Raw genomic sequence first — 24031 nt, 5'->3', positions numbered from 1 at the left:
CATGGCCCTGCATGGATTCCTTCAAGGCAACCGGGGCTACGCGGACACGCAAGCCCTGGGCGATGCCCTGAAGGCGCTTCAGGAAGAAGGCCTGGACCAGCTGCCGTTACCCGGCAGCGGGCAGACGCTGGCGCGGTTCAGCCGCCTGGCGCAAGTGGCCGGGCATGACCTGCGCCTGTGCAAGTTGTTCGAGGGTCACACCGATGCCCTGGCGATCATCGCCGAACTCGGCAGCCCATTGCCGCCCTTGGGTAGCACTTGGGGCATGTGGGCCGCCGAGCCACCCACCAACAAGGTGCGGGTGCGCCGTGATGGCCACCGGTTGATCGTTGACGGGTGCAAGGCCTGGTGTTCCGGGGCGGCGGTTGTCAGCCATGGGCTGTTGACCGCGTGGGACGAAGAGGACCACCAGCAGTTGGTCGCCGTGGAGATGCGCCAACCGGGCATCACCGTGACGGACAAAGGCTGGAACGCCGTGGGCATGGCCGCCACTGGCAGCGTCGAGATTGTCTTCGACGCCGCCCGGGGCATTGCGGTGGGCGGGCCGGGCGATTATTTGTCGCGCCCGGGTTTCTGGCAGGGCGGCATTGGCATCGCCGCATGCTGGTACGGCGCTGCGCAGCGTCTGGCCGAGGCATTGCGCGAGCAATGCAGCAAGCGTCCGGAGCCCCATGCGTTGGCGCATTTGGGCGCGGTGGACAGCGTGTTAAACAGTGCCGCGTGTGTGTTGCGCCACAGTGCTGAACAGCTCGACCGTGAACCCAAGGCAAACGCGCGGCGCTTGGCCCAACAGGTACGCGCCTCGATAGAAGACACGGTGGAACAGGTTATTCACCATGTCGGGCGCGCGGTCGGCGCAGGGCCGTATTGCAAGGACCCGCATTTCGCCCAGTTGATGGCGGACCTGCCGGTGTACGTGCGGCAAAGCCATGCCGAACGCGACCTGGCTGCCCTGGGCGAACTGGTCGCCGGCGAACCCACAGGAAGGTGGCAACTATGAAACCCAATCCCATTGTCGGCCAGGGCACGCCGCTGCATCAGTGGCAGTCTTCGTCGCACATGGCCGAGTTGCCGCACATCAGCGTCGAACAGTTGGTGCCCGAAGGCCATCGCGCGGTGATCGTGGCGCCCCATCCGGATGATGAAGTGCTCGGGTGTGGCGGGCTGTTGCAAGGCTTGGCCACGCTCGGACGCCCGATTCAACTGATTTCCGTCACCGACGGCAGTGCCAGCCACCCCGGTTCCAGGCGCTGGCCGGTGGAGCGCTTGAGCGTGGTGCGCCCGCAGGAGTCGGCGCAGGCGCTGCATCGCCTGGGCTTGCCGTTGCACAGTTTGAAATGGCTGCGCGCAGGTTTTTCCGACAGCCAGGTTGCCGCGCGGGAGCAAGAGCTGAGTGCGTTTATCGAGCGGCATCTCAAGCCCAATGACGTGCTGTTCACCACCTGGCGCGAAGACGGGCATTGCGACCACGAAGCCGTCGGCCGCGCCAGCGCCAAGGCAGCCCTTGCGGTAGGTGCCACGGTGTATGAACTGCCGGTGTGGACCTGGCACTGGGCAACCCCCGAAGACAGCCAGGTGCCATGGCACCGCGCGCGGAAGATCGCGCTGACACCCGAGGCCGTGGCGCGTAAACGTCACGCTATTCACGCGTTCGCCAGCCAGTTGGAAGGCGACCCGCAGATTGGCCTGCCGCCGGTACTCGCGCCCTATGTGGTGGAGCGCCTGCTGCAACCTTTTGAAGTGGTGTTTGTATGAGTGTTGCCACGCCCTACTTCGATGAGCTGTTCGCCGGCAATGACGACCCTTGGGCCTTTCGTCAGCGCTGGTATGAACGGCGCAAGCGTGCCATGACCCTCGCGGTGCTGACGCGCCCGCGTTACGCCTCGATTTTCGAGCCTGGCTGTGCCAACGGTGAACTGAGCGCCGAATTGGCCGCACGCTGTGATCGCCTGCTGTGTTGCGACACCGCCAGTGCTGCCGTCGAGTTGGCGAAAACCCGGTTACTGGGCTTTCCCCATGCCCACGTCGTGCAAAGCCGCTTGCCTGAACAATGGCCTCCCGGCCCGTTCGACCTGATCGTGCTGAGCGAGTTGTGCTACTACCTCGACGCCGATGACTTGAACACGTTGATCGACCGCGCCCTCGCCTCCTTGACCGATGACGGGCAACTGCTCGCCTGTCATTGGCGCCCCGCGATTCAGGGTTGCCCACAAACGGCTGAGCAGGTGCACGCCGCGCTTGAACAGCGGCTCGGGATGCACCATGTCTCGCAGCATCATGACAGTGATTTTCTACTCGACCTGTGGAGCCGCGACGGCACCTCGGTCGCGACCCATGAGGGCTTGCGATGATCGGCATTCTGATCCCGGTGCACAATGAAGAAGCGCTGCTGGGCGAATGCCTGGAAGCTGCGTTGATTGCCGCCAGCCACCCTGGGTTACTCGGCGAAGCCGTGCAGATACTCGCGGTCCTCGACACCTGCAGCGATCGCAGTGCGGCGATTGCCCAGGCGTATCCGGTGCAGAGCCTGCACGTGCAGGCGCGCAATGTCGGGCAGGTGCGCGGCGTGGGCGCGCGGCATTTGTTGAACCAAGGTGCGCGCTGGATTTCCTGCACCGATGCCGACAGCCGTGTCGCCCCCGACTGGCTGGTGGCGCAGCTGGCACTGGGCGTGGATGCCGTGTGCGGCACGGTTACGGTAGACGCCTGGAGTGAGGGTTTCGACCCGGCCGCGCAGATTCGCTACAACCAGGCGTATCAGGCCCGGGATGGCCACCGGCATATTCACGGCGCCAACCTGGGCGTGAGTGCCAGCGCGTATGTGCAGGCCGGAGGGTTCGAGCCGCTGGCGTGCCACGAAGACGTGCAGTTAGTGCGTAACCTGGAACGTTGCGGTGCCTCGATTGCCTGGAGCCACACCCCGCAGGTCATCACCAGCGCGCGGCTGGATTGCCGCGCCGAAGGTGGCTTTGGCGATTACTTGAAAAGCCTGATGCACGCGACCTGAAAATTTTCCACGTTTCAATATGTGAAACTGACCAATCCTTGTCTATGCTGACTTCGCTTGCAGGCAATCCAGGGTTGGGTTGCCTCATGCCACCGCTGCGGAGTCTGCGGTGAATGAACAAGAGTCGTCCCGTCAACGGGGTACGACCCAGTGAATCGACAAGGATGCGACCCCCATGAAGCCTGCCTCCCTCAGCGACGGCCGCCGCGGTCCCGCGCAAATCTGGAACAGTGCGCCGCAGCTGGCGCAAATCCCTGCCATCACGCCCTCCTCACTGGTGCCCTCGGGTGCGCGCGTGGTGATTATCGCGCCCCATCCGGGTGATGAAGTACTCGCCTGTGGCGGGCTGCTGCAAATACTCAGCACCCTGGAGCACCCCTTGTTGCTGATGTCCATCACCGATGGCAGCGCCAGTCATCCGGGGTCGAGCGCGTGGCCGGCGAGCCGCCTGAGTGTGATTCGCCCTCAGGAAAGCGCCGAGGCACTGCGCCGCCTGGGAATGCCACTGCACAGTTTGAAGTGGATTCGGGGCGGCTTTCGCGACGATGCGCTGGCCGCCAGCGAGCAGCCCTTGAGTCAATTTATCGCGCGCTACCTGCAACCTGGCGACGTGGTGTTCACCACTTGGCGTAACGACGGCAATAACGACCATGACGCTGTTGGTCGCGCCAGTGCCAAAGCGTGCAGCCTGATAAATGCGCGGCTGTATGAATTGCCCATCTGGGCCTGGCACTGGCCGGCGCGCGAAGGCGCAGTCATTCCCTGGCAACGCGCGCGCAAAGTACGCCTCGACACCTGGAGCGTGGCGCGCAAACTGCACGCGGCCCATGCGTATGCCAGCCAATTGGTCGGCGACCCGGAGATCGGGCTCGCGCCAATGCTTGCCCAGGAGTTGCTGGAGCGTATGCGCGAGCCCTATGAGATTGTGTTTTCGTAAAAGGCCGCATGCGCCACTCGCCGCAACGGTGGGTGATAGGGACCTTCTGTTTTCGGATGTCGGCAGCCACCTGTGGCGAGCGGGCTTGCCCCGCGTTGAGCTGCGTAGCAGCCCCAAAACAGCCTACCGCTGAGTATCTGAAACACCGCATTCTTCTCTGGGGCTGCTGCGCAGCCCAACGCGGGGCAAGCCCGCTCGCCACAAGGGATCTGGCCCGTCTAAAGTCGCAAACCATGATGCCGATATGCTATTGCCTTCGCTGATGATGGCACGCTGCATGCTTTGATCCTGGCTCGACCACATGGAGTAAGAGTGAATGCCCGTCCGCACGCGATTCCTGGAGCACTACCGCAAGGCCGACCGCATCATGCTGGCGTTGATCTGGCTGATGTTTGTGTTCTCGCTGGGCCTGGCGTTCTGGCACGAGACGTTGATTGAATCAGTGATTGTCGGCGGTGGCACCAGTGTGGTGCTGACCGTGGCATACCGCGCGCTGGGTGGCTCTCGACTGATGCGCTGTTTACTGGGTGCCGGGCTGATGGTCATGGCCGCGCTGCACATCAATCAGGCACAGGGCGTGATCGAATCGCACTTCGGCATTTTCGCCCTGCTCGCAGTGCTGACGTTCTACCGCGACTGGCTGCCCATTGTGGTGGCAGCGGCCACCATCGCCGTGCACCACGTGGTGTTTCATGCCTTGCAACATCAAGGCTTTCCGGTGTTTGTGATGGACCATCACGGCGGCTGGAACATGGTGTTCGTCCATGCGTTCTACGTGGTGATGGAAACCGTCGCCCTGCTCTACCTGGCCATTCACAGCCAGCGCGATGCGGTCGAGAGCCAGGAAATGCTTGAGAAAATGCTCGCGGTGACCTCGCAGTTCACGGTGGAAACCGCCAAGGGTGAAGGCAAGGTGCATGTGTCTTTGGCCACGCGCTTCGATCACTTTTTGCAACAGATCACCCACTTGATCGACGGCGTCGCCCGCGACTCTCAAGGCCTCGGCCAACTCGGCCATGAACTGGCCAGTGCCAGCGGCACCCTGGAAACCGGCGCGCGGCATCAGTTGGCAGAGATTACCCAGATGACTGGCTCGATGCAGCGCATGGAGGACGCGATGGGTCACATCACGCTGCACGTTGAACAAGCGGTGGAACACGCCGGCAAAGCCAGCCAGCAAATCGCGCGCGGTCAGGAAAGTGTGGGCCGCGCGCAACTGGAAATCACCCAGTTGTCGTCGCGTATCAACGGCACTAACCAGACCGTGCAAGGCCTGGCGGCTCAGGCCGAACAAATCGGCTCGGTGCTTGAAGTGATCAGCAGTATCGCCAACCAGACCAACTTGCTCGCGCTCAACGCCGCCATTGAAGCCGCGCGCGCCGGGGAGCAAGGCCGGGGTTTTGCCGTGGTGGCCGATGAAGTGCGCAGCCTGGCGCAGCGCACGGCGGTGTCCACTCAGGAAATCAAACACATTATTGAAGGCTTGCAGCAAGGCAGCCGTCAGGCCGTGGAAGCCATGCACGACAGCCAGCAAGGCGTGGAGCGTTGTGTGCAGGACAGCCAGTTGGCGGTCGAAATGTTGCAGGCCGTGGGCGCTGATATTGCACACATCGATCAACTGAACGGGCGAATTGTCACCACAACGCGCGAGCAGACCACGGCGAACCTGGAGATTGTCGGGCGGTTGCAGTCCGTGCAGAGCATTGCGCAAAACACCGCCGACGATGTGGAAACCCTGGCGCGCAGCAGTGAGCGGCTGCCGCCGATTGCCGTGCGCCTGGATGCGCTGGGGCGCAGGTTTCATCCCTGAGGTTCAGGCGTCTGAGAATCTGGTGCGCGTTGACCGACTCGATATCGGTCGGCGTGTCGCCGCGATCGCCCTTCCCGGGAACTCCCAATCACTGAATAAGTGAAAAATTTGTTAACTATCTCTCTTGGAAGGCTTTTTTGGTCGGATCCAATCTGCCAAACTGATGCGAATAATTATCATCAACTTTATTATTCGCTAGGGAAAGCGTCCAGGGAGAGTCAGGTTCATGTCTGTGCAACAACACGGCGGCAAAGGGTTTTCACCTAATTTGATAGCCGCGGCTATCTGTCTTGCGACCTCACAAGCGGCCTTCGCCGCCGACGCTGAACCGGCAGCAGTGCTTGAATTGGGCGCCACCGAGATCACCAGCAGCCAGGCCCTGGGCAGCACCACCGAAGGCTCCGACTCCTATACCACCGGCTCGATGTCGACGGCCACCAAGTTACCGCTGACCCTGCGTGAAACCCCTCAGGCCGTCACCGTCATCACGCGCCAGCGCATGGATGACCAGGCCATGACCAACATCAACGACGTGGTCAAGGCGACGCCCGGGTTGTTCCTGAATTTTTCCAACGGTCCTGGCCGGCAGTCCTACACGTCGCGCGGTTTCGACATCGACAACCTGATGTATGACGGTATCCCGAGTGGCTACAACGGCGCTTCGGTGGGCGCGCAGCCGAACCTGGCGATGTTTGATCGCGTCGAGATCGTGCGCGGCGCTACCGGTTTGGTGACGGGTGCGGGCAATCCATCAGCGGCCATCAACCTGATTCGCAAGCGGCCGCTGGCCGAGCAGCAAGTCACGCTTACCGGCGCTGCCGGCAGCTGGGACGATTACCGTGGCGAAGTCGATGCCTCCAGCCCGCTCAACGACAGCGGCACGCTGCGAGGCCGGGTGGTCACCTCCTACCGCGACGCCAACAGCTTCATCGATAACGCAGAGGAAGATCACGGCCTGTTCTACGCGGTCACCGAAGCCGACCTGAGCGAAGACACCACCCTGACGCTTGGTTTCTCGAATCAAAAGGACAAGACCAACTACTTCTGGGGCTCCTCAATGGTCGGCCAGGACGGCCATCACCTGAACCTGCCGCGCTCCTACAACCCGGGCACCGGGTGGGAAAACAAGGACCAGGAAATCAACACCGTATTCGCCGAACTGCGCCAGCGCCTGGCCAATGACTGGAGCCTGCAGGTCAACGCCAACTACGCCGAGCAGAACGCTTTGTTCTCTGGCTCCTACCAGTCACGCTGGGTCAACAACACACTGGCCCGCACGGTTTACCAGGCTGCCTATGACGAAAACCAGGCCGGTGTTGACGCCTTCGCCAGTGGCCCGTTCCAGGCATTCGGGCGTACTCACGAACTGGTGGTGGGCGCCAGCAAACGTGTTTATGACATGACCACGCACAACTACAGCCCGTACGACCTGAATTGGCCGCTGAGTGCAGGCAAGCCAGACTTCACCCGCACTGATAATCAGCGCGAAGTCACCACCCAGGACGGCGTTTATGTCACCACCCGCCTGAGCCTGGCTGACCCGTTAAAGCTGATCCTCGGCGCGCGCCTGGACTGGTACGACTACGACAACCGGGATGGCGACGGCGACTACAAGGTCACGCGCAACCTCACCCGTTACGCAGGCCTGATCTACGAGCTGGACGACCACCATTCGGCCTACGTCAGCTACAGCGACATCTTCACGCCGCAAAGCGAAAAAGGCACCTCGGGCACTCCGCTAAAGCCCATCGTCGGCAAAAACTATGAAGTCGGCATCAAGGGCGAATACCTTGGCGGCGCGCTGAACGCGAGCGTGGCGCTGTTTCGCGTAGACCAGGAAAACCGTGCCGTATCAGTGGTGGTGCCGAACTGCCCGCAAGCCTCCTGCTCGGAAGCTTCCGGCGAAATTCGCAGCCAGGGTATCGACTTTGAACTGCAAGGCGCCCTGACCGAAAACTGGCAGGTCGGCGGCGGCTATACCTACGCCCGCACCCACACCATCAAGGACGCTGCCAACCCGCAGAAGGTCAACAAGCAGTTCGACACCGACACCCCCGAGCACCTGTTCAAAGTCACCACCCGCTACAACTTCCAGGGCCCGCTGGAAAAACTGCGCGTGGGCGGCAACGTGTCCTGGCAGAGTCGCATGTACAACGACTTGGTCCTCGCCGATGGCAGCACCTACCGCCTCCAGCAAGGTGGCTACGCCGTTACCGATTTGATGGCGGGCTATAAGGTCAGCAAACACCTGGACCTGCAGCTCAACGCCAACAACGTCTTCGACCGCCACTACTATCAGGCTATCTCCAACTCCGTGAGCTATGGCGGTGACTCATACGGCGCCCCGCGCAACATGATGATGACGGCCAAATACAGCTTCTGACAGGCATTGGCGCAAGGACGCGCCGGACTTCCCAGCGCAAGACTGGGCGATATATTGCGCTTGGCGCTTTGCCGCAACGGGTGGCTATGAAAAGGTATTTAAGCCGAAGAGAGCTAGGGCGAAACGCCCTAGCGGGTTGCAGATGTCACTTTTTCTTTTTTGCAGGCTTTTCGGCCTTTTCTGATTTCTTCGCCTTTTCTGGCTTGCTATCAGCTTTTTTTACAGATTTTTTGGGTTCGTCATCTTTCTTCTTGTCTTTCTTTTCAGAAGACTTCGAAAGAGTCGAGGCCGCTGCTGATTTCTTTTCAGGTGAAGACTTTTTGTCTTTCAAATCCTTGCTGGCTTTCGAAGCTTCACCTTTGCTTTTCTTGTCGTCTTTAGCCACGTTGAACACCTCTCGGAGTATGCCGTCATTGGCAAATCGCCCGTGGAATGACCCACACGCTAATCATTAGGCGGGTACCGTCAAAAGCCGTTCAATTTTTTTCAGAGGCGCCGCCAACTGGACTGGCAGCCCCAAGGCCCATCAAGGAGACCGTTGATGACTCGAAACGAACTCGCCGACCTGGTGTTTCGCATTCAGTTACTGGTCGCCGACCCACCCACCGTTGCCGCACGCTTGAACTTCAAGGTCAGCCCGCGCGGTGAATTTTTTGACCTTCCCATCAACGGCAAGACCGTTACCTTTGATGAAAACGTCTTCTACGAATTCGTCGATGGGAAAATTGCGCACGTCTGGTCAGTGATCGACAAAACGGCGATCGAAGCACAGCTTTCAGGGCCGCGTGTGGAGAACCACGTGAACCGGTTTGCCTGATCACTGCGGGTGATTCTGAGGTGACCATGGGGTCTACCAACTTCCAGAGCCTAACAAGGCCCTACCCTTGTGGCAGGCGGTGAAGATCTTATAAATGCCCATACCCGCTAACCGCCCTCATGCGCCAAAAAAAGACATCCAGCGGACCGCCCGGTTGCGACCGGCGTGATCCCGGCCTATGTTCCAAGCCAGGCCTTGTTTTTTGTTGTGCCCCGCCCTGTGCCCATTCTGAACCCAGGTGACGACATGCCCACGCTTCCCCGCCCCGCCGTCCTCGAACTGATCGGCAACACGCCGCTGGTGCGCGTCAGCCGTTTTGATACCGGCCTTTGTACGCTGTTTCTCAAGCTCGAATCGCAAAACCCCGGTGGCTCCATCAAGGACCGAATCGGTCTGGCCATGATTGACGCCGCCGAACGCGACGGCCGCCTGCGGCCCGGTGGCACCATTATCGAAGCCACCGCCGGCAATACCGGCCTGGGCCTGGCGCTGGTCGGTCGCGCCAAAGGCTATCGGGTGGTGCTGGTGGTGCCCGACAAGATGTCCACGGAAAAGGTGCTGCACCTCAAAGCCATGGGCGCCGAGGTGCATATCACCCGCTCCGACGTCGGCAAAGGCCACCCCGAGTATTACCAGGACGTGGCCGCGCGCCTGGCCAAGGGCATTCCCGATTCGTTTTTTGCCGACCAGTTCAACAACCCGGCCAATCCGCTGGCCCATGAAACAAGCACCGCGCCGGAGATCTGGGCACAAACCCAGCACGACGTCGATGCCATCGTGGTGGGCGTCGGCTCGGCCGGCACCCTCACCGGCCTGACGCGCTTCTTCAAGCGCGTGCAGCCAGAACTCGCCATGGTGCTCGCCGACCCGGTCGGTTCGGTGATGGCCGAGTACAGCCGCAGCGGCACGCTGGAAACCCCGGGGTCCTGGGCGGTGGAAGGCATCGGCGAGGACTTCATCCCCTCGATCGCCGACCTCTCCAGCGTGCGCCAGGCGTATTCCATCAGCGATGAGGAAAGCTTCGACCACGCCCGCCAACTGCTCAAGGCCGAAGGCATTCTCGGCGGCTCGTCCACCGGCACCTTGCTTGCTGCCGCCTTGCGCTATTGCCGCGAACAGACCGAACCCAAGCGCGTGGTCACGTTCGTCTGCGACACCGGCACGCGCTACCTGTCCAAGGTCTACAACGACCAATGGATGAACGACGCGGGCCTGCTGCAATACAAACATTACGGCGACCTGCGCGACTTGATCGCGCGGCGCTTCGAAGACGGTCGTGTGATCAGCGTGAGCCCCGACGACACCCTGCTCACCGCCTTCCAGCGCATGCGCCTGGCGGATGTCTCGCAACTGCCGGTGCTGGTCGACGGTCAGAAGCTGGTGGGTGTGATCGATGAATCCGACATCCTGCTGGGCCTGCACCACGACGCGGCTGCTTTTTCCACGACGGTCGCCAGCGCCATGACCGACACCCTGCAAACCCTGGCGCCGGGCGCCAGCCTGGCCGAACTGCAGGCCGAACTGGATCGCGGCCTTGTTGCCATCATTGCCGACGCTTCAGGCTTTCACGGCCTGATCACCCGCGTTGACCTGCTTAATCATCTACGGAGATCCCTTGCATGAGTCAGTCCGATAAAAGCGCGTTTGCCACCCGCGTGATCCACGCAGGGCAGTCACCCGACCCGACCACGGGCGCGCTGATGCCGCCGATCTATGCCAACTCCACCTACCTGCAAGACAGCCCCGGCGTGCACAAGGGTTTTGACTACGGGCGCTCGCACAACCCGACGCGTTTTGCCCTGGAACGTTGCGTGGCGGACCTGGAAGGCGGCAGTGCGGCATTCGCCTTTGCGTCGGGGCTGGCGGCGATTTCCACCGTGCTGGAACTGTTGGATGCCGGCGCGCACATCGTGTCGGGCAATGACTTGTACGGCGGCACCTTTCGCCTGTTCGACAAAGTGCGCCAACGCAGCGCGGGGCACCGTTTCAGCTATGTCGACTTGAGCGACCTGCAAGCCTTTGAAGCCTCACTGCAAGACGACACGCGCATGGTTTGGGTCGAAACCCCAAGCAACCCGCTGCTGAGCCTGACCGACTTGAGCGCCATCGCAGGCATCTGCCGTGATCGCGGCATTATCTGCGTGGCCGACAACACCTTCGCCAGCCCGTGGATTCAGCGCCCGCTGGAATTGGGTTTCGACATCGTGGTGCACTCCACCACCAAATACCTCAATGGCCACTCCGACGTGATCGGTGGCATCGCGATTGTCGGCCATAACCCGAACCTCGCCGAGCGGCTGGGCTTCCTGCAAAACTCGGTGGGCGCCATTGCCGGGCCGTTCGACGCCTTCCTCACCCTGCGCGGCGTGAAAACCCTGGCGCTGCGCATGGAGCGCCATTGCAGCAATGCCCTGGACCTGGCGACCTGGTTGGAACAGCAACCGCAGGTCGCGCGGGTCCACTATCCGGGCCTCGCCTCCCACCCGCAGCACGCGCTGGCTAAAAAGCAAATGCGTGGCTTTGGCGGCATGATTTCAGTGGACTTGAACAGCGACCTGGCCGGTGCCACGCGCTTTCTGGAGAACGTCAAAATCTTCGCCCTGGCCGAGAGCCTTGGCGGCGTTGAAAGCCTGATCGAACACCCGGCGATCATGACCCACGCAAGCATTCCGGCGGCAACGCGGGCGCAATTGGGCATTGGTGATGGGCTGGTGCGGTTGTCGGTGGGGGTTGAAGATGTGGAAGACCTGCGAGCAGACCTGGCCCAGGCATTGGCGTCAATTTAACCCGGTCGCCCAAACAATAGAGATCCAATGTGGGAGCGGGCTTGCTCGCGAATGCGGTATGTCAGTCGCTGAATGTGTTAACTGACACACCGCATTCGCGAGCAAGCCCGCTCCCACATTTGGAGTGTGGTGCGGCAGGTGAATCTCGGCTGGCCGCCATCGCAGGCAAGCCAGCTCCCACAGGGTTTTGCGTCAGGCTGAAGTGATGTTTGCCCGCGCACTGTGGAGTTTTTTGTAGCTGTCGATCAGGCGCAAATGCCGGTCCAGCCCTTCCAGCTTCATGCTGGTCGGTGTCAGCCCGTAGAACCTTACGCTGCCGTTGACCGAGCCAATCACTGCATCCATCCGCTCGTTGCCAAACATCCGGCGGAAATTGACTTCGTAATCGTCCAGCTCCAGGTCGTCGTCCAACTGCATCTCCAGCACCGCATTCATGGCCTGATAAAACAGGCCACGGTCGGCGGTGTTGTCGTTGTACTGCAGGAACATCTCCACGCACTCCTTGGCCTCTTCGTACTGCTTAAGGGCCAGGAAAATCAGCAGTTTCAATTCCAGAATGGTCAACTGACCCCACGCCGTGTTGTCGTCGAATTCGATGCCGATCAGGGTGGTGATGTCGGTGTAGTCGTCCAGCTCGCTTTCGATCAGGCGCTCGACCAACGCGTGCAGCTCATCCTCGTCGAGGCTGTGCAGGTTGAGGATGTCAGCGCGGAAGAACAGCGCCTTGTTGGTGTTGTCCCAGATCAAGTCGTCTATCGGGTAAATTTCCGAGTAGCCCGGCACCAGGATCCGGCACGCCGTTGCGCCGATGTGTTCGTACACCGCCATATAGGACTCTTTACCCATCCCCTCCAGAATGCCGAACAGCGTCGCGGCTTCCTGGACGTTGGAGTCTTCACCTTCGCCCGAGAAGTCCCACTCGACAAACTCATAGTCCGACTGGGCGCTGAAAAAGCGCCACGACACCACACCGCTGGAGTCGATAAAGTGCTCGACGAAGTTGTTCGGCTCAGTCACCGCCTGGCCTTCGAAGGTCGGCTGCGGCAGATCGTTCAAGCCTTCAAAGCTGCGGCCCTGAAGCAATTCGGTGAGGCTGCGTTCCAACGCGACTTCCAGGCTTGGGTGCGCACCAAACGAGGCAAACACGCCGCCGGTGCGCGGGTTCATCAGGGTCACGCACATCACCGGGAACTCACCGCCCAGGGACGCATCCTTGACCAATACCGGGAAACCCTGAGCTTCCAGGCCCTGAATGCCCGCCAGAATGCTCGGGTACTTCGCCAGCACGTCGGCCGGCACGTCCGGCAGCGCAAATTCGCCTTCGATGATTTCGCGTTTCACCGCGCGCTCGAAGATCTCCGACAAGCACTGCACCTGGGCTTCGGCCAAGGTATTGCCCGCGCTCATGCCGTTGCTGAGGTAGAGGTTTTCGATCAGGTTGGACGGAAAATACACCACCTCACCGTCCGACTGGCGCACAAACGGCAGCGAAACAATGCCGCGTTCTTCATTGCCCGAATTGGTGTCGTACAGGTGCGAGCCACGCAGCTCGCCCTCGCGGTCGTAGATTTTCAGCAGGTAAGCGTCAAGGATTTCACTCGGCAGCTCATCTTCAGGCCCAGGCTTGAACCAGCGCTCGTCCGGGTAATGCACGAACGGCGCGTTGGCCAATTCTTCGCCCCAGAACTGGTCGTTGTAGAAGAAGTTGCAGTTCAAACGTTCGATAAACTCGCCCAGCGCCGACGCCAGCGCGCCCTCTTTGGTCGCGCCCTTGCCATTGGTGAAGCACATCGGCGAATGCGCGTCGCGGATATGCAGCGACCACACGTTCGGCACGATATTGCGCCACGAAGCGATCTCGATCTTCATGCCCAGGCCAGCCAAAATGCCGGACATGTTGGCGATGGTCTGCTCCAGCGGCAGGTCTTTACCGGCAATGTAGGTGCCCGCCTGCGACGTCGACGCGGGCATCAACAGCGCCTGCGCATCGGCGTCGAGGTTTTCGACTTCTTCGATCACAAACTCTGGACCGGCCTGCACCACTTTCTTCACGGTGCAACGGTCGATGGAACGCAGGATGCCCTGGCGGTCCTTGTCCGAAATGTCTGCGGGCAGCTCGACCTGGATCTTGAAGATCTGGTTGTAGCGGTTTTCCGGGTCGACGATGTTGTTCTGCGACAGGCGAATATTGTCGGTTGGGATGTTGCGGGTGTCGCAGTACAGTTTTACAAAGTACGCCGCGCACAATGCCGACGAAGCCAGGAAATAATCGAACGGCCCCGGTGCCGAACCGTCGCCCTTGTAGCGAATCGGCTGGTCGGCGATCACCGTGAAATCGTCGAACTTGGCTTCAAGTCGAAGGTTGTCGAGAAAGTTGACCTTAATTTCCATGCGGGCACACCAGAATAACGAGCTAAACAAAATGGCCGCCATTATGAAGATTTTCGCCGGGAAGTCTCAGGGTTTTCCGACTCGGCTGCCGATCGGTGCTACTTTTCACCCACCTCACCTGTCAGACAGCGGCCCATGTCCATCACTTGCAACCTCCTCGCCGCCACCCTGCTGTGGCGAGCGGGCTTGCCCCGCGTTGGGCTGCGAAGCGGCCCCAATGAGTCAACGCGGTGAATCAGGCATTCTTCAGCGCCTGATTTGGGGCTGCTTCGCAGCCCAACGCGGGGCAAGCCCGCTCGCCACATGAAGCCGCTCGCCACAGTAAGTCCGCTCGCCACAACACCAACACTCACTTCAACTCAGCCGATCGCAGGTGTTTTTCCACCCGATTCAACACATCGCCATACAGCGTCTTGATGGGCGAAATCATGTCCGAAGTGCTGACCGGAACGCTTGGCAAATTCGATATATTCGCCGGCTGCAAGCACATCAAGTACTGCTGAGTAATGTGTGCGGCAACCCGATGCTGGCAGCGAGAATGTGGTAGCACCAGATGCTCAAAAAGCGATGCTGAGATAGAGTGCTTCACCCCATCAAAGGAGTGAACCATGACGCCGCTGGACACTAACGCAGCACTGCTGATCATCGACATGCAGAAAGGCATGAACCAGCCGAAACTCGGGCGGCGCAACAACCCCGAGGCCGAGTTGCGGATGCAAGCACTGCTAAGCGCATGGCGCCAGGCTCAGCGCCCTGTCGTGCATGTGCGGCATATCTCGCGCACACCTGGTTCGGTATTTTGGCCGGGCCAGCCGGGCTGTGAATTTCAGCCAGCCTTGCAGCCCCTCGAACATGAACACGTGGTCGAGAAAAACGTTCCGGATGCGTTCACTGCCACCGGCCTGGAACGCTGGTTGCACGCGCGTGCAATCAAGCAACTGGTGATCGTTGGCGTGATCACCAATAACTCCGTTGAGTCCACGGCGCGTTCGGCGGGCAACCTGGGGTTTGACGTGATCGTCGCCGCCGATGCCTGCTATACGTTTGATCAAGCCGACTTGTCGGGCCGGCTCTGGGCTGCCGAGGAGGTGCATGGGTTGTCGCTGAGTAACCTGGCAATGGACTACGCCAGGGTGCTGCAGGCCCGTGAAATACTCGCTTGAACCACAGGCTCAGGCGGTGGGTGCAAATACCCCGGCCTGCTCCAGCATGTCGATCAGCGTTTGGGGAAAAACCGTGTCCTGGGTCGCTCGCAATTGCTGAACGGTCCACCAGTGGTGAGCGGCCATAACCTGGGTTTCTTCGGGCGTCCATCCGGCGTTTGAAAGCACTTCGCTGTCCGCGTGAACCACAAAATACCGCTCAACGGCCAACACCGTTTCGCCGTTGGGCAGCTTCATGGGAAAGCTGCTCTCGGCCAGCGAGGCGCCAACCTGATTGACCACGATGCCGGTCTCTTCGCGCAACTCACGCATCGCCGCGTCCTCGAAACTCTCGCCGTCCTCGACGCCGCCACCGGGCGTGGCCCAGTAGTTGTCACCCGCCAGCGCGCCTTTTGTGTGAACAAACCGGAACAGGAGCACTGCGTTAGAGGGGCTGATGACCAACAGTCGTGCTGCTTTTCGCTCGCGCATGTAAACGATGCCTTCCTTGAGAGTGGGTTATTGCGGGCAGTGGGCTTGCAGGTACGCTTTCAAGAGCAGCGTGGTCTGCTGTTCAATACCGGCTTCGAACGCAGGCGACCCATTGCCCTCGAGCAGTGTACGCACAGGGCCGACGATGGCACTGAGGGCAATCGCAGCGGTCAGGGAAGGGTCTTCAAACTGCGCATCCGTTGCGCTCGCCAACATCTGCGCGATTGCGTCGACCATGCGCCTGTTGTTGCGTGCCACCAACTCTGCCCCGCCCCGCTCCGCCGCGATCGCGTACAAGGCCTTGGACGCGGGCGGGTCTTGCAGTTTGATCGTAAGCAACGCCGAAACCAGGCCGCTGGCCATGTGTGCGACAGGCCGCCCATGCTGCCGCAAGCACGCCTGTTCAACTGTCTCGGTGACGGTAGTCAGGCGTTTTTCCAGGATGGCGGCCAGCAGCGCGTCGCGGTTGGGGTAGTACTGATACAGGCTGCCAACCGACATACCGGCCCGCTCCGCCACCCGCGTGGTTGTGCAGCGCAGCAGCCCCTGCTGGGTCAAAACCTGAAGGGTTGCGGTGTGCAGCGCCTCGACCGTTGCGGTGGACCGCGCCTGAACCGCTGATTTCCTTGGCTTCAGGGACGTTTTCAACGTGCGCATGGAATGCGAATTCTCAAATCTGAAGGATCCTTCATATTAGAGCCTTACTCAGGTGAAGCAAGGTGACACAGATGACTCGTTTGGCAAACAGCGGCACATTCTCCCTTGGCGACCGCGACGTGCATCGCATCGGCTACGGCGCAATGCAACTGGCTGGCCCCGGCGTGTTCGGCCCGCCGAACGACCGAGAGGCCGCGCTGGCCGTGCTGCGCGCGGCGGTTGCAGCCGGTGTAAACCATATCGACACCAGTGACTTTTACGGACCGCATGTCACCAATCAGCTGATCCGCGAGGCCCTGCACCCGTACAAGGACGACCTGACCCTCGTCACCAAGATCGGTGCCCGGCGAGACGATCAAGGCGGCTGGTTCCCTGCCTCGTCGAAAGCAGAACTGACCCAGGCCGTGCACGACAACCTGCGCAACCTTGGGCTGGACGTGCTGGATGTGGTCAACTTGCGCTCGACCTACAACCTGATGGGCCCGGGTGAAGGCTCGATCGAAGCCTCATTGAGCGTACTGGCCGAGTTGCAACAGCAGGGCCTGGTACGCCACATCGGCCTCAGCAATGTCACACCGACACAGGTGGCCGAGGCGCGCACCGTGGTCAAGTTCGTTTGCGTGCAAAACCTCTACAACATTGCCCATCAGCACGACAACGCACTGATCGACGAGTTGGCGCGTGACGGGATCGCCTATGTGCCGTTCTTCCCGCTGGGCGGCTTTACGCCCGTTCAATCGTCCACATTGTCAGGCGTGGCGCAACGGCTGGGGGTGACGCCCAAGCAATTGGCGCTGGCATGGCTGCTGCGCCGGTCACCGAATATCTTGCTGATCCCGGGCACCTCTTCGGTTGCTCACTTGCACGAAAACCTTGCGGCAGGCGAGTTGGAAATACCCGATGACGCCTTTGCCGAACTGAACGCTGTCGCCGTCTGATGCGCACCAAGGGGCAGACCTGCGTCTGCCCCGTCTGCGGATGTCAGACGGACACCCGCCTTTCCCCGAGCCGTTCAACCAGCCGCACGAGGTAGCCATCCGGGTCCTGGACCAGGCATTCACGCTGCCCCACTTCCACCTGGTCCGCCCTGTACCAAACATCCTTGCACGCTTTAAACAGCGGGAACCCAGCTTGCTCCAGCCGTTGAATAACCGGCTGCACCGCCACCACATCAATCTGCAGATTCATGCCGCGCCCGAAAGGTCTCTCCAGCGCGCCGGTCACCCATTGGTTCGCGTCGGCCTCCACTTGCTCCAGCATCACTTGCGCGCCCTCCAGATCGAGGTAGGCAAAGCCCTCCTCCAGGCGCTGGTAAGCCACCTTGAACCCCAAAAAAGCCACCCAGAACTCAAGGCTTTTGCTCAGGTCCGTCACCATCAATTCAGGCACCAGCCTGTTTCTTTGCATCATGCGCCGGCTCCCGCAGAGAGCAGCGCTGCGATTTTCTTGCGCAGGTCCCCGTGGAGTTGCTCTGCGTAAGGTGGGGCATTTTTCCAATCGTAGAACCACGCAGGCATCGTGCGTTTATCGTCCGGCTCCGAGGCGTAGCGAGGGAAAATATGGCAGTGCAACTCCGGTTCCGAATTACCCAGAATCTCGTAGTTCATGCGCAAGGCGCTGGTAGCCGCCAACACTGCGTCGCCGAGTCGGGCCATATCGAGCAAGTAGGTCACGCGGGCTTGCGTGTCCAGATCATTCAGGCTGGCAACCACTGGGTCGGGCAACAACAGGCAGTAACCCGGCAAAAACTGCACATCCCCCATCACCGCCCACCCGGAGGCCATGGAGCAAATGACTTTATCGTTGGCGCCGTTTCGGGCCAGTTCTACGCGTTCCGTGATCAGGGGCATGATTGTCCTCAGATAAGCCTAGTGCCGACGGCATATTACCCAGGTTAGCGGCAGCTCGGCTGATCAGACGTATGGGTGAAGCAGCTGTGGTCTTGAGGTAAAGTGCCAACCCATTCAAAGGTATCAACGCACAGAAAGGATTTCACGTGAGCACACCTCAGGATTGGCTGAATAGGCTCAAGAACCCACAAGCACCGGAACCTTCCTGGGCGGATCATCGTCGCAATGAAGCGTTGGCGGTACTTGCGCAGGCGCAGAGTGAGGGTCATTGGGTAGAGCTCAGCCGCCATCACAATGGTTTCATTCGAGAAGTTGCTGTGCGCGAACTGTGCAGTCAAACCTCTCCCGAAGCGTTGGCCGCGTTGACTGAACGATTGAACGACTGGGTTCCACAAGTTCGCGAACTGGCATCTGCAGGGTTAGAGCGCTACCTATGCGCAGCCCAGGCCTCGGCGCTGCTCTATGTGCTGGAACCCGTGATGGCCCTGGCGGCGCGCCAGCGAGTCGATCATGGTCCAACCCTCGCCGCTATTCGGGCAGTTTTGCAATCGACGCAGGTCCGCGATCAAGTCCACGCGCACTTCCTGTCACGGCAAGGTAAAGCGGCGTGCTATTTGTTTTCGCTGCTACTCGAAAAAACCTCTGAACCGAAGGACCTTTTACGCGCCGCCCTGGCCCACCGGGAGTTGAATGTTCGTTTGCAAGCCGTATCGGTCTGCAAGACGTTGCCCGCTGAAACAGCTTCGCCACTGCTGCTTGAAGCGTTAGCACGTCCGGGTGCCAAAGTACGTGTTTGCGTGCTGAACGCCTTGCTGCCTAAGCTCGCAGACCCAGTACCGGTCCTGCATAACGCCTTGCTGGATGCCTCCCCTGCCATTCGTAACCTCGCACGCTGGGCGGCCCCCCGTCACGGTATGGATGCACGTGAGGTCTTTGATCAACGAGTGGCTCAGGACATACCCCACGCAAAGCGCGACTGGCTTGGCGTGCTGGGTCTCGCGGGCGAATTGGGTACCCAACTCCCTGACGCTTGGGGCGCGCTAGCGCTGGCCTCAGCCTACGCCACGGTGCGGCAATCTGCCGTTCACCTGTTAGGAGACGATTCGTGCCCCGCCTTATTTGCGGCCCTTGAAGACTCCTCGCCCAAGGTATTCCGCACCTCGATCGCTCGGCTGGACAAGCAGCCTTGGGCCCGAGTGAGCGCCCAATTGTGCGCAAAACTCGACAGCGATTGGCATCACCTGCCAACGCCACGCCGCGAAGCAATTTTCCAACTGTTCCCCGCCTGGCAGCAAGTCGCCTATCTGCTGAGACGCCTGGACTGCGGACTCGGTGTGCAGGCCTACTGGTTACGCCAAGTGCATGAGTGGCTTGACTGCCAATACCAAATAGTCGACCCGGTCACGACGAGGACCGAGCGCACAACGCTGATCAACAGGCTTAAAGCCCTGGCTGTGGAAGGCCTGATTAACAGTGACCACGTTTCCCGCGTTACCTGAGTGAGCCCACGGACCATGAGAATAACCTGCCTTCACACCGCAGCCAGCAACATCGGCGTATTCGAGAGCGCAGCCGACTCACTGGGGATCACTGCGGATAGTCTGCGTCACGAAGTACGTACGGATCTGCTGGGCGCAGCCGAACTGGCCGGTGGCCTAACCGAGGAAATCGCTCAGTCAACGGTTGCCGCGCTGCTGGCGCTGACTCACCACGCTGACGCCGTCGTGCTGACGTGTTCTACGCTGGGCCCCGCAGTTGCCAGCGCCACTCGAAGCACCCAAGTGCCGATTTTGCGCACCGATGAAGCGCTGGCCATCGATGCTGTCCAGGCAGGCGGAAAAATCGTGGTGCTGTGCGCCGTCGAAACAACCCTGGAACCCACCTCACGCGTGTTCCAAAAGGCCGCACTGCAAACAGATGCCTCTGTCGACGTAAGACTCGTCCCCGGCGCATGGGCGTTGTTCAAAGCGGGTGATAACGAGGGTTACTTGTCGACCATCGCACGTGCCGCCGACCGCGCTTACGGTGAAGGCGCGTCCGTCGTCGCGCTGGGCCAGGCGTCAATGAGCGGCGCAGCCAGCCGTGTCACCGCTGGCCCGACGCCGCTGACCAGTGCACTGGCCGGATTGAAAGCGGCTTTAAAAGCGCTTGAGCGCTGATGCGTAAAGCGCGTTTATCAGCTCGCCCGGTGTTGCTGGTCGCCTTCTTCAACCATCCCGCGCCATGCCTGAACGCTGGCGCGCTCATTCATCCGCGCCTGCCACTCCAGTAGCGCTGTGCATTCATCCGGCACTGGCAATTTCACCAGCGCGGCGAAAATCAGGCCGCCGAGCAGCGCAATATCGGCCATCGAGAACGCATTACCTGCGACAAACGGCCGGGTTTTCAGCAGGCCATCGAAATAGCGCATGCCTCGAATCGCCTTGTCGCCCATGCGCTGGCCCCATTCGGCGTTCTGGTACAACTCGACCTCTGGCCCCAGGCCAGGCGTTGCGTGGTGGAAATACACACTGACGGCGTCCATCAATTCAAGCTCGGCGCGCCGGGTCATCATATGGATCAGGCCGTGCTCGAGCGGGCTTGTGCCGGTCAGCGTCGGGTGGCCGTCCAGGGTGTCCAGGTAGTGCGTGATCGCGGTGCACTCGGCAATCAGGGTGCCGTCTTGCAGCCGTAACACGGGCAGCGTGCCGGAGTAGTTCAGGGCCAGAAAAGCAGGCTGCTTGTGCTTGCCTTCCCACAAGTTGATGGACACAAATTCCGTGCGGTCCAGCAGGCCTTTCTCGGCCAGCGCGATACGCACCCGAGCCGGATAAGGGCCGTTGTACCAGTCGTAGATTTTAAACAATGGCGCTTGGGAAACGTCGGAGTGTGGCTGTTGGTGAGTCATGATTTTTCTGCCTACCTGTCAAGTGGTAGGTAGAGATTGGAAGCTTTATTCGGGCTTGTCAACAACTACCTACCAATTGGCAGGTAAGCGTTCATGGGGGTAGAATCCGCCTACGCGACTCAATGAATCGAGGAATCAGGCCGTGAGCGAAAACGCCCGGGAAGCCATTCTGGAGGCTGCCAAAGCGGCAGGTCAGCATTTGGGCTACAGCGGAATTAATTTCCGCAGCATCGGCGAAGCCGTGGGGATCAAGAACGCGAGTATCTATTACCACTTCCCCAGCAAGGCCGACCTTGGCGCCGCCGTCGCCAGGCGCTATTGGGAAGATGCCGCCGCAACGCTTGAAGCAATCCGTCAGGAAAACCCGGACCCGCTGCACGGCCTGCGGCGCTATCCCGATATCTTTCGGCACTCACTGGAAAACAACAATCGGTTGTGCCTGGCCAGCTTCATGGCGGCCGAATACCAGGACCTGCCCGACCCCGTGAAACGCGAGGTGCTGGCGTTTGCCGATATCAACATCGCGTGGCTGACGGCGCTGCTCACCGAGATGGAATGGGGCAGTGCCGAGCTCTGCCAGCGCCGCGCCCGGGCCATCTACACCGCCATCGCCGGCGCGCAGTTGGTCGCTCGCACGCGTGCCGACATGAGCCTGTATGACGAACTGGTCCAGAGCTATCAGGACGCGGGGCTTATTCCGGCATGACGGCTGTGAGGCCTGCTTGCGTAAGGTAGCCCTCCAACCGTTGGATTTCGTCGGAGGCGACGATCGCGCCGATGTAGCCATCCGGGCGAACCAGCACCAGGTCACCTGCAGCCAGGGCGTAGGCGCGTTGAACCTGGCCCAAGTCGTCGATCACGTCGCCTTGCGGGCCGACGTGGTGGATCTGCAACCCAGGCCGAGGCGACACAGCGCCCGGTGTAGCGCCGTAATTTAACAGCGTCCAATGCGAGCCCTGAAACATGTCGAACAACCGCAAGGAGGCCCCGCAAGCACCGCGCAGCCTTGCATCGGGCGCTCGGTCGCCGGCACACACCCTGCCGTCACGCGCCGTTTGCGTCAGGGTCATGGACGATTTCGGGTAGCCAATATCCAGCTGAAACACTTCTTTGCCCCGGCGCATGTCGCCGCGACTCGCGTTATCCAGCAGTTTGCTCGCCAAACCGAGCACCGACGCCGCCACTGGGCGCCGCTCCTCTTCGTAGCTGTCGAGCAACGCCTCTGGCGCACCGCCCGCCACTGCCGCGAGTTTCCAGCCGAGGTTGTAGGCGTCCTGCACGCTGGTATTGAGCCCCTGGCCTCCGGTCGGCGGATGAATATGCGCGGCGTCGCCCACCAGAAACGCCGGCCCGACGCGGTACCTGTCGGCCAACCGCGCGTTCATACTGTAGGCTGACGCCCACGACACCCCATGCACCTGGATGTCTTTGCGACCGGTGCGCTGGGCCACTATCGCGGCCAGCCCCCCGGCGCTGAGGTCGACGTCGGCGTCCAGGGGCACCGGCGCCTGAATCTGGAACAGCCCGGTGCGCGCGAGTGGGCAAATCATGATCTGGCGCTGACTGTCGCCTTCGCCGAAACGGTGCCAGTAGTCCGCGCAAAGGCCGGACAACTGCACATCCGCCACCAATGCGCGCACGCCGAGGGTTTTGCCGGGAAAGCCGATATCCAGCGCATGCCGCACAAAGCTGCGGCCGCCATCCGCACCCACCAGCCAGCGTGCCCGCAGGGTTTGCGGGCCGTTGTCTGTCATCAAATGCGCGCTGACGCCGTCAGCGTCCGGCTCAAACCCAACCAGTTCACACCCGAAGGCTGGCCGATGGCCCAGCTCCAGCAAACGCTCGCGCAGCACCTGCTCGGTCAGAAATTGCGGCACCATCAATGGCTGCGTGTAAGGCTCGGACGACGTCGCGGCAGTGTGCTCGATGGAATCGGCGTCAATGTAACTGCCATCGTCGCGGTAGCGTCGCTCAGTCGGATAGACTCCACCCATTGCAAAAAGGCGGTCGAGTACGCCCAGGTCTTCGAAAATTTCCTGGGATCGGGGCTGAATACCTTTGCCACGGGAACCATGGAAAGGCTGGTGATTTTTCTCGATCAGACGAAAGCGTACGCCGCGTCTGGCCAGGTCGATCGCCAGGGTCAAACCGGCCGCACCGGCACCACAAATCAGAACATCGACAGCGTATCGTGCGTTCATCAGGACCACCTATATGTGCAATACGCACATATTAAGAGGAAGGCAAACAGTGTCAAGAAAAAGCGTGCAAAAAGCACATATAAGCGCTCAGCTGCGCGACTTGCATGGGTCGCTGGTTGAGATTGTCGGGGTAATGAACCGCCCCCAGCGCGATGAGGCGATGGTGCGGGAGGCCGGAATTGCCCTGGACCGCGCGCTGTTCCCATTGCTGGTGCTGGTTGAACGGCTGGGACCGATTGGTGTGGTGGAGCTGGCTGACCGCGTGGGCCGCGACTACACCACGGTCAGCCGCCAAGTGGCGAAACTGGAGACCCTCGGTTTGATCTTGCGCCAGGAAAGCGCGGTTGACCGTCGCGTGCGCGAGTCGGTCATCACCGAAAAAGGTAAAGGTATGACCGACAAGGTTGACGAGGCACGCGAGCGCATGGGCGTGTCGATCTTCTCCACTTGGGACGAAGGCGACTTCGACAACCTGGTGCGTTTGATGCGCAAGTTTGCCGATGAGATCAAGGACGACTCGATCCTGCGCTGAAAAGCGCAGCGTCGAAAGGCCTATGGTGGAGAGCGGGCTTGCCCCGCGTTGGGCTGCGAAGCAGCCCCAAAACCAGACGCTGCGTAATCCGGGAATTGCGGGGATTCTGGTAGGGGCTGCTACGCAGCCCAACGCGGGG

The 24031-nt window shown here is 60.9% G+C and carries 24 protein-coding genes; 16 read left to right on the top strand and 8 right to left on the bottom strand.

The window, feature by feature from the left end; translation table 11 throughout:
* The first annotated feature begins 1 nt into the window (after position 1).
* The 7 genes from ACP7A2_RS04170 (at position 2) to ACP7A2_RS04140 (ending at position 8137) form a co-directional block, all read left to right on the top strand.
* Positions 2-1000, top strand: coding sequence for an acyl-CoA dehydrogenase family protein (locus ACP7A2_RS04170; RefSeq protein WP_426133209.1), 999 nt, complete (start codon positions 2-4; stop codon positions 998-1000).
* Positions 997-1755, top strand: coding sequence for a PIG-L deacetylase family protein (locus ACP7A2_RS04165; protein ID WP_426133208.1), 759 nt, complete (start codon positions 997-999; stop codon positions 1753-1755). The genes ACP7A2_RS04170 and ACP7A2_RS04165 overlap by 4 nt, the downstream gene beginning before the upstream one ends.
* On the top strand, positions 1752-2351 hold the full coding sequence (locus ACP7A2_RS04160; protein ID WP_426133207.1) for an SAM-dependent methyltransferase: 600 nt from the start codon (positions 1752-1754) through the stop codon (positions 2349-2351). The genes ACP7A2_RS04165 and ACP7A2_RS04160 overlap by 4 nt, the downstream gene beginning before the upstream one ends.
* Positions 2348-3007, top strand: coding sequence for a glycosyltransferase (locus ACP7A2_RS04155; protein WP_426133206.1), 660 nt, complete (start codon positions 2348-2350; stop codon positions 3005-3007). Before ACP7A2_RS04160 ends, ACP7A2_RS04155 begins: the two co-directional genes overlap by 4 nt.
* 175 nt (positions 3008-3182) lie before the next feature.
* Positions 3183-3944 (top strand): PIG-L deacetylase family protein, encoded by a 762-nt coding sequence (locus ACP7A2_RS04150; protein WP_426133205.1) that lies wholly within the window; start codon positions 3183-3185, stop codon positions 3942-3944.
* A 316-nt stretch (positions 3945-4260) separates the two neighbouring features.
* Positions 4261-5754, top strand: a complete 1494-nt coding sequence (locus tag ACP7A2_RS04145; RefSeq protein ID WP_426133204.1) for a methyl-accepting chemotaxis protein — start codon at positions 4261-4263, stop codon at positions 5752-5754.
* A gap of 226 nt (positions 5755-5980) precedes the next feature.
* The gene (locus ACP7A2_RS04140; protein ID WP_426133203.1) at positions 5981-8137 is read left to right on the top strand and encodes a TonB-dependent siderophore receptor; all 2157 of its coding nucleotides are present in this window, start codon (positions 5981-5983) and stop codon (positions 8135-8137) included.
* 145 nt (positions 8138-8282) lie between these two features.
* Here the strand turns inward: ACP7A2_RS04140 and ACP7A2_RS04135 are convergent, their stop codons facing one another.
* Positions 8283-8531 carry a hypothetical protein gene (locus tag ACP7A2_RS04135; RefSeq protein WP_426133202.1) on the bottom strand — a complete coding sequence of 83 codons (249 nt, stop codon included), beginning with the start codon at positions 8529-8531 and terminating at the stop codon, positions 8283-8285.
* 108 nt (positions 8532-8639) lie between these two features.
* On the opposite strand from ACP7A2_RS04135, the gene ACP7A2_RS04130 reads away from it, so the two are divergent.
* From ACP7A2_RS04130 to ACP7A2_RS04120, 3 genes are all read left to right on the top strand, one after another.
* Positions 8640-8954: an ester cyclase gene (locus ACP7A2_RS04130; protein ID WP_426133296.1), complete on the top strand. Its 315-nt coding sequence runs from the start codon at positions 8640-8642 to the stop codon at positions 8952-8954.
* A gap of 246 nt (positions 8955-9200) precedes the next feature.
* Complete coding sequence (locus ACP7A2_RS04125; RefSeq protein WP_426133201.1) at positions 9201-10577, top strand: pyridoxal-phosphate dependent enzyme; 1377 nt, start codon at positions 9201-9203, stop codon at positions 10575-10577.
* The gene (locus tag ACP7A2_RS04120) at positions 10574-11740 is read left to right on the top strand and encodes a cystathionine gamma-synthase (RefSeq protein WP_426133200.1); all 1167 of its coding nucleotides are present in this window, start codon (positions 10574-10576) and stop codon (positions 11738-11740) included. The genes ACP7A2_RS04125 and ACP7A2_RS04120 overlap by 4 nt, the downstream gene beginning before the upstream one ends.
* A 192-nt stretch (positions 11741-11932) precedes the next feature.
* Here the strand turns inward: ACP7A2_RS04120 and ACP7A2_RS04115 are convergent, their stop codons facing one another.
* Entirely contained in the window at positions 11933-14131 is a 2199-nt protein-coding gene (locus tag ACP7A2_RS04115; RefSeq protein WP_426133199.1) for an OsmC domain/YcaO domain-containing protein, read from the bottom strand.
* A gap of 608 nt (positions 14132-14739) precedes the next feature.
* Between ACP7A2_RS04115 and ACP7A2_RS04110 the strand changes: the two genes are divergently transcribed.
* On the top strand, positions 14740-15294 hold the full coding sequence (locus ACP7A2_RS04110; RefSeq protein WP_426133198.1) for a cysteine hydrolase family protein: 555 nt from the start codon (positions 14740-14742) through the stop codon (positions 15292-15294).
* 9 nt (positions 15295-15303) lie between these two features.
* On the opposite strand, the gene ACP7A2_RS04105 is transcribed toward ACP7A2_RS04110, so the two are convergent.
* Together ACP7A2_RS04105 and ACP7A2_RS04100 are read right to left on the bottom strand one after the other, a co-directional pair.
* Complete coding sequence (locus tag ACP7A2_RS04105) at positions 15304-15765, bottom strand: NUDIX hydrolase (RefSeq protein ID WP_426133197.1); 462 nt, start codon at positions 15763-15765, stop codon at positions 15304-15306.
* 27 nt (positions 15766-15792) lie between these two features.
* Entirely contained in the window at positions 15793-16422 is a 630-nt protein-coding gene (locus tag ACP7A2_RS04100) for a TetR/AcrR family transcriptional regulator (protein WP_426133196.1), read from the bottom strand.
* 71 nt (positions 16423-16493) lie between these two features.
* Between ACP7A2_RS04100 and ACP7A2_RS04095 the strand changes: the two genes are divergently transcribed.
* Positions 16494-17360 carry an aldo/keto reductase family oxidoreductase gene (locus tag ACP7A2_RS04095; protein WP_426133195.1) on the top strand — a complete coding sequence of 289 codons (867 nt, stop codon included), beginning with the start codon at positions 16494-16496 and terminating at the stop codon, positions 17358-17360.
* A gap of 43 nt (positions 17361-17403) precedes the next feature.
* On the opposite strand, the gene ACP7A2_RS04090 is transcribed toward ACP7A2_RS04095, so the two are convergent.
* Positions 17404-17832: a bleomycin resistance protein gene (locus ACP7A2_RS04090; protein ID WP_426133194.1), complete on the bottom strand. Its 429-nt coding sequence runs from the start codon at positions 17830-17832 to the stop codon at positions 17404-17406.
* On the bottom strand, positions 17829-18272 hold the full coding sequence (locus tag ACP7A2_RS04085) for an HIT family protein (protein WP_426133193.1): 444 nt from the start codon (positions 18270-18272) through the stop codon (positions 17829-17831). Before ACP7A2_RS04085 ends, ACP7A2_RS04090 begins: the two co-directional genes overlap by 4 nt.
* A gap of 146 nt (positions 18273-18418) precedes the next feature.
* Here ACP7A2_RS04085 and ACP7A2_RS04080 point away from each other — a divergent pair, with 146 nt between their 5' ends.
* Both ACP7A2_RS04080 and ACP7A2_RS04075 read left to right on the top strand, forming a co-directional pair.
* The gene (locus ACP7A2_RS04080; RefSeq protein WP_426133192.1) at positions 18419-19771 is read left to right on the top strand and encodes a PBS lyase; all 1353 of its coding nucleotides are present in this window, start codon (positions 18419-18421) and stop codon (positions 19769-19771) included.
* Between the two features lie 15 nt (positions 19772-19786).
* Positions 19787-20431 (top strand): aspartate/glutamate racemase family protein, encoded by a 645-nt coding sequence (locus tag ACP7A2_RS04075; protein WP_426133191.1) that lies wholly within the window; start codon positions 19787-19789, stop codon positions 20429-20431.
* Between the two features lie 17 nt (positions 20432-20448).
* Here the strand turns inward: ACP7A2_RS04075 and ACP7A2_RS04070 are convergent, their stop codons facing one another.
* Positions 20449-21159, bottom strand: coding sequence for a glutathione S-transferase (locus ACP7A2_RS04070; protein ID WP_426133190.1), 711 nt, complete (start codon positions 21157-21159; stop codon positions 20449-20451).
* Positions 21160-21301: 142 nt separating this feature from the next.
* Between ACP7A2_RS04070 and ACP7A2_RS04065 the strand changes: the two genes are divergently transcribed.
* Entirely contained in the window at positions 21302-21865 is a 564-nt protein-coding gene (locus tag ACP7A2_RS04065) for a TetR/AcrR family transcriptional regulator (protein WP_426133189.1), read from the top strand.
* Here ACP7A2_RS04065 and ACP7A2_RS04060 read toward each other — a convergent pair.
* On the bottom strand, positions 21852-23360 hold the full coding sequence (locus ACP7A2_RS04060) for an FAD-dependent oxidoreductase (RefSeq protein ID WP_426133188.1): 1509 nt from the start codon (positions 23358-23360) through the stop codon (positions 21852-21854). The genes ACP7A2_RS04065 and ACP7A2_RS04060 overlap by 14 nt on opposite strands.
* A 64-nt stretch (positions 23361-23424) precedes the next feature.
* On the opposite strand from ACP7A2_RS04060, the gene ACP7A2_RS04055 reads away from it, so the two are divergent.
* Positions 23425-23892: a MarR family winged helix-turn-helix transcriptional regulator gene (locus tag ACP7A2_RS04055; protein ID WP_426133187.1), complete on the top strand. Its 468-nt coding sequence runs from the start codon at positions 23425-23427 to the stop codon at positions 23890-23892.
* Positions 23893-24031: the final 139 nt, after the last annotated feature.

Origin of the sequence: Pseudomonas sp. PWP3-1b2 (assembly GCF_049896045.1) — a bacterium.
GTDB classification, from domain to species: domain Bacteria; phylum Pseudomonadota; class Gammaproteobacteria; order Pseudomonadales; family Pseudomonadaceae; genus Aquipseudomonas; species Aquipseudomonas antarctica_B.
This window is presented reverse-complemented; position numbering and strand designations above follow the sequence as displayed.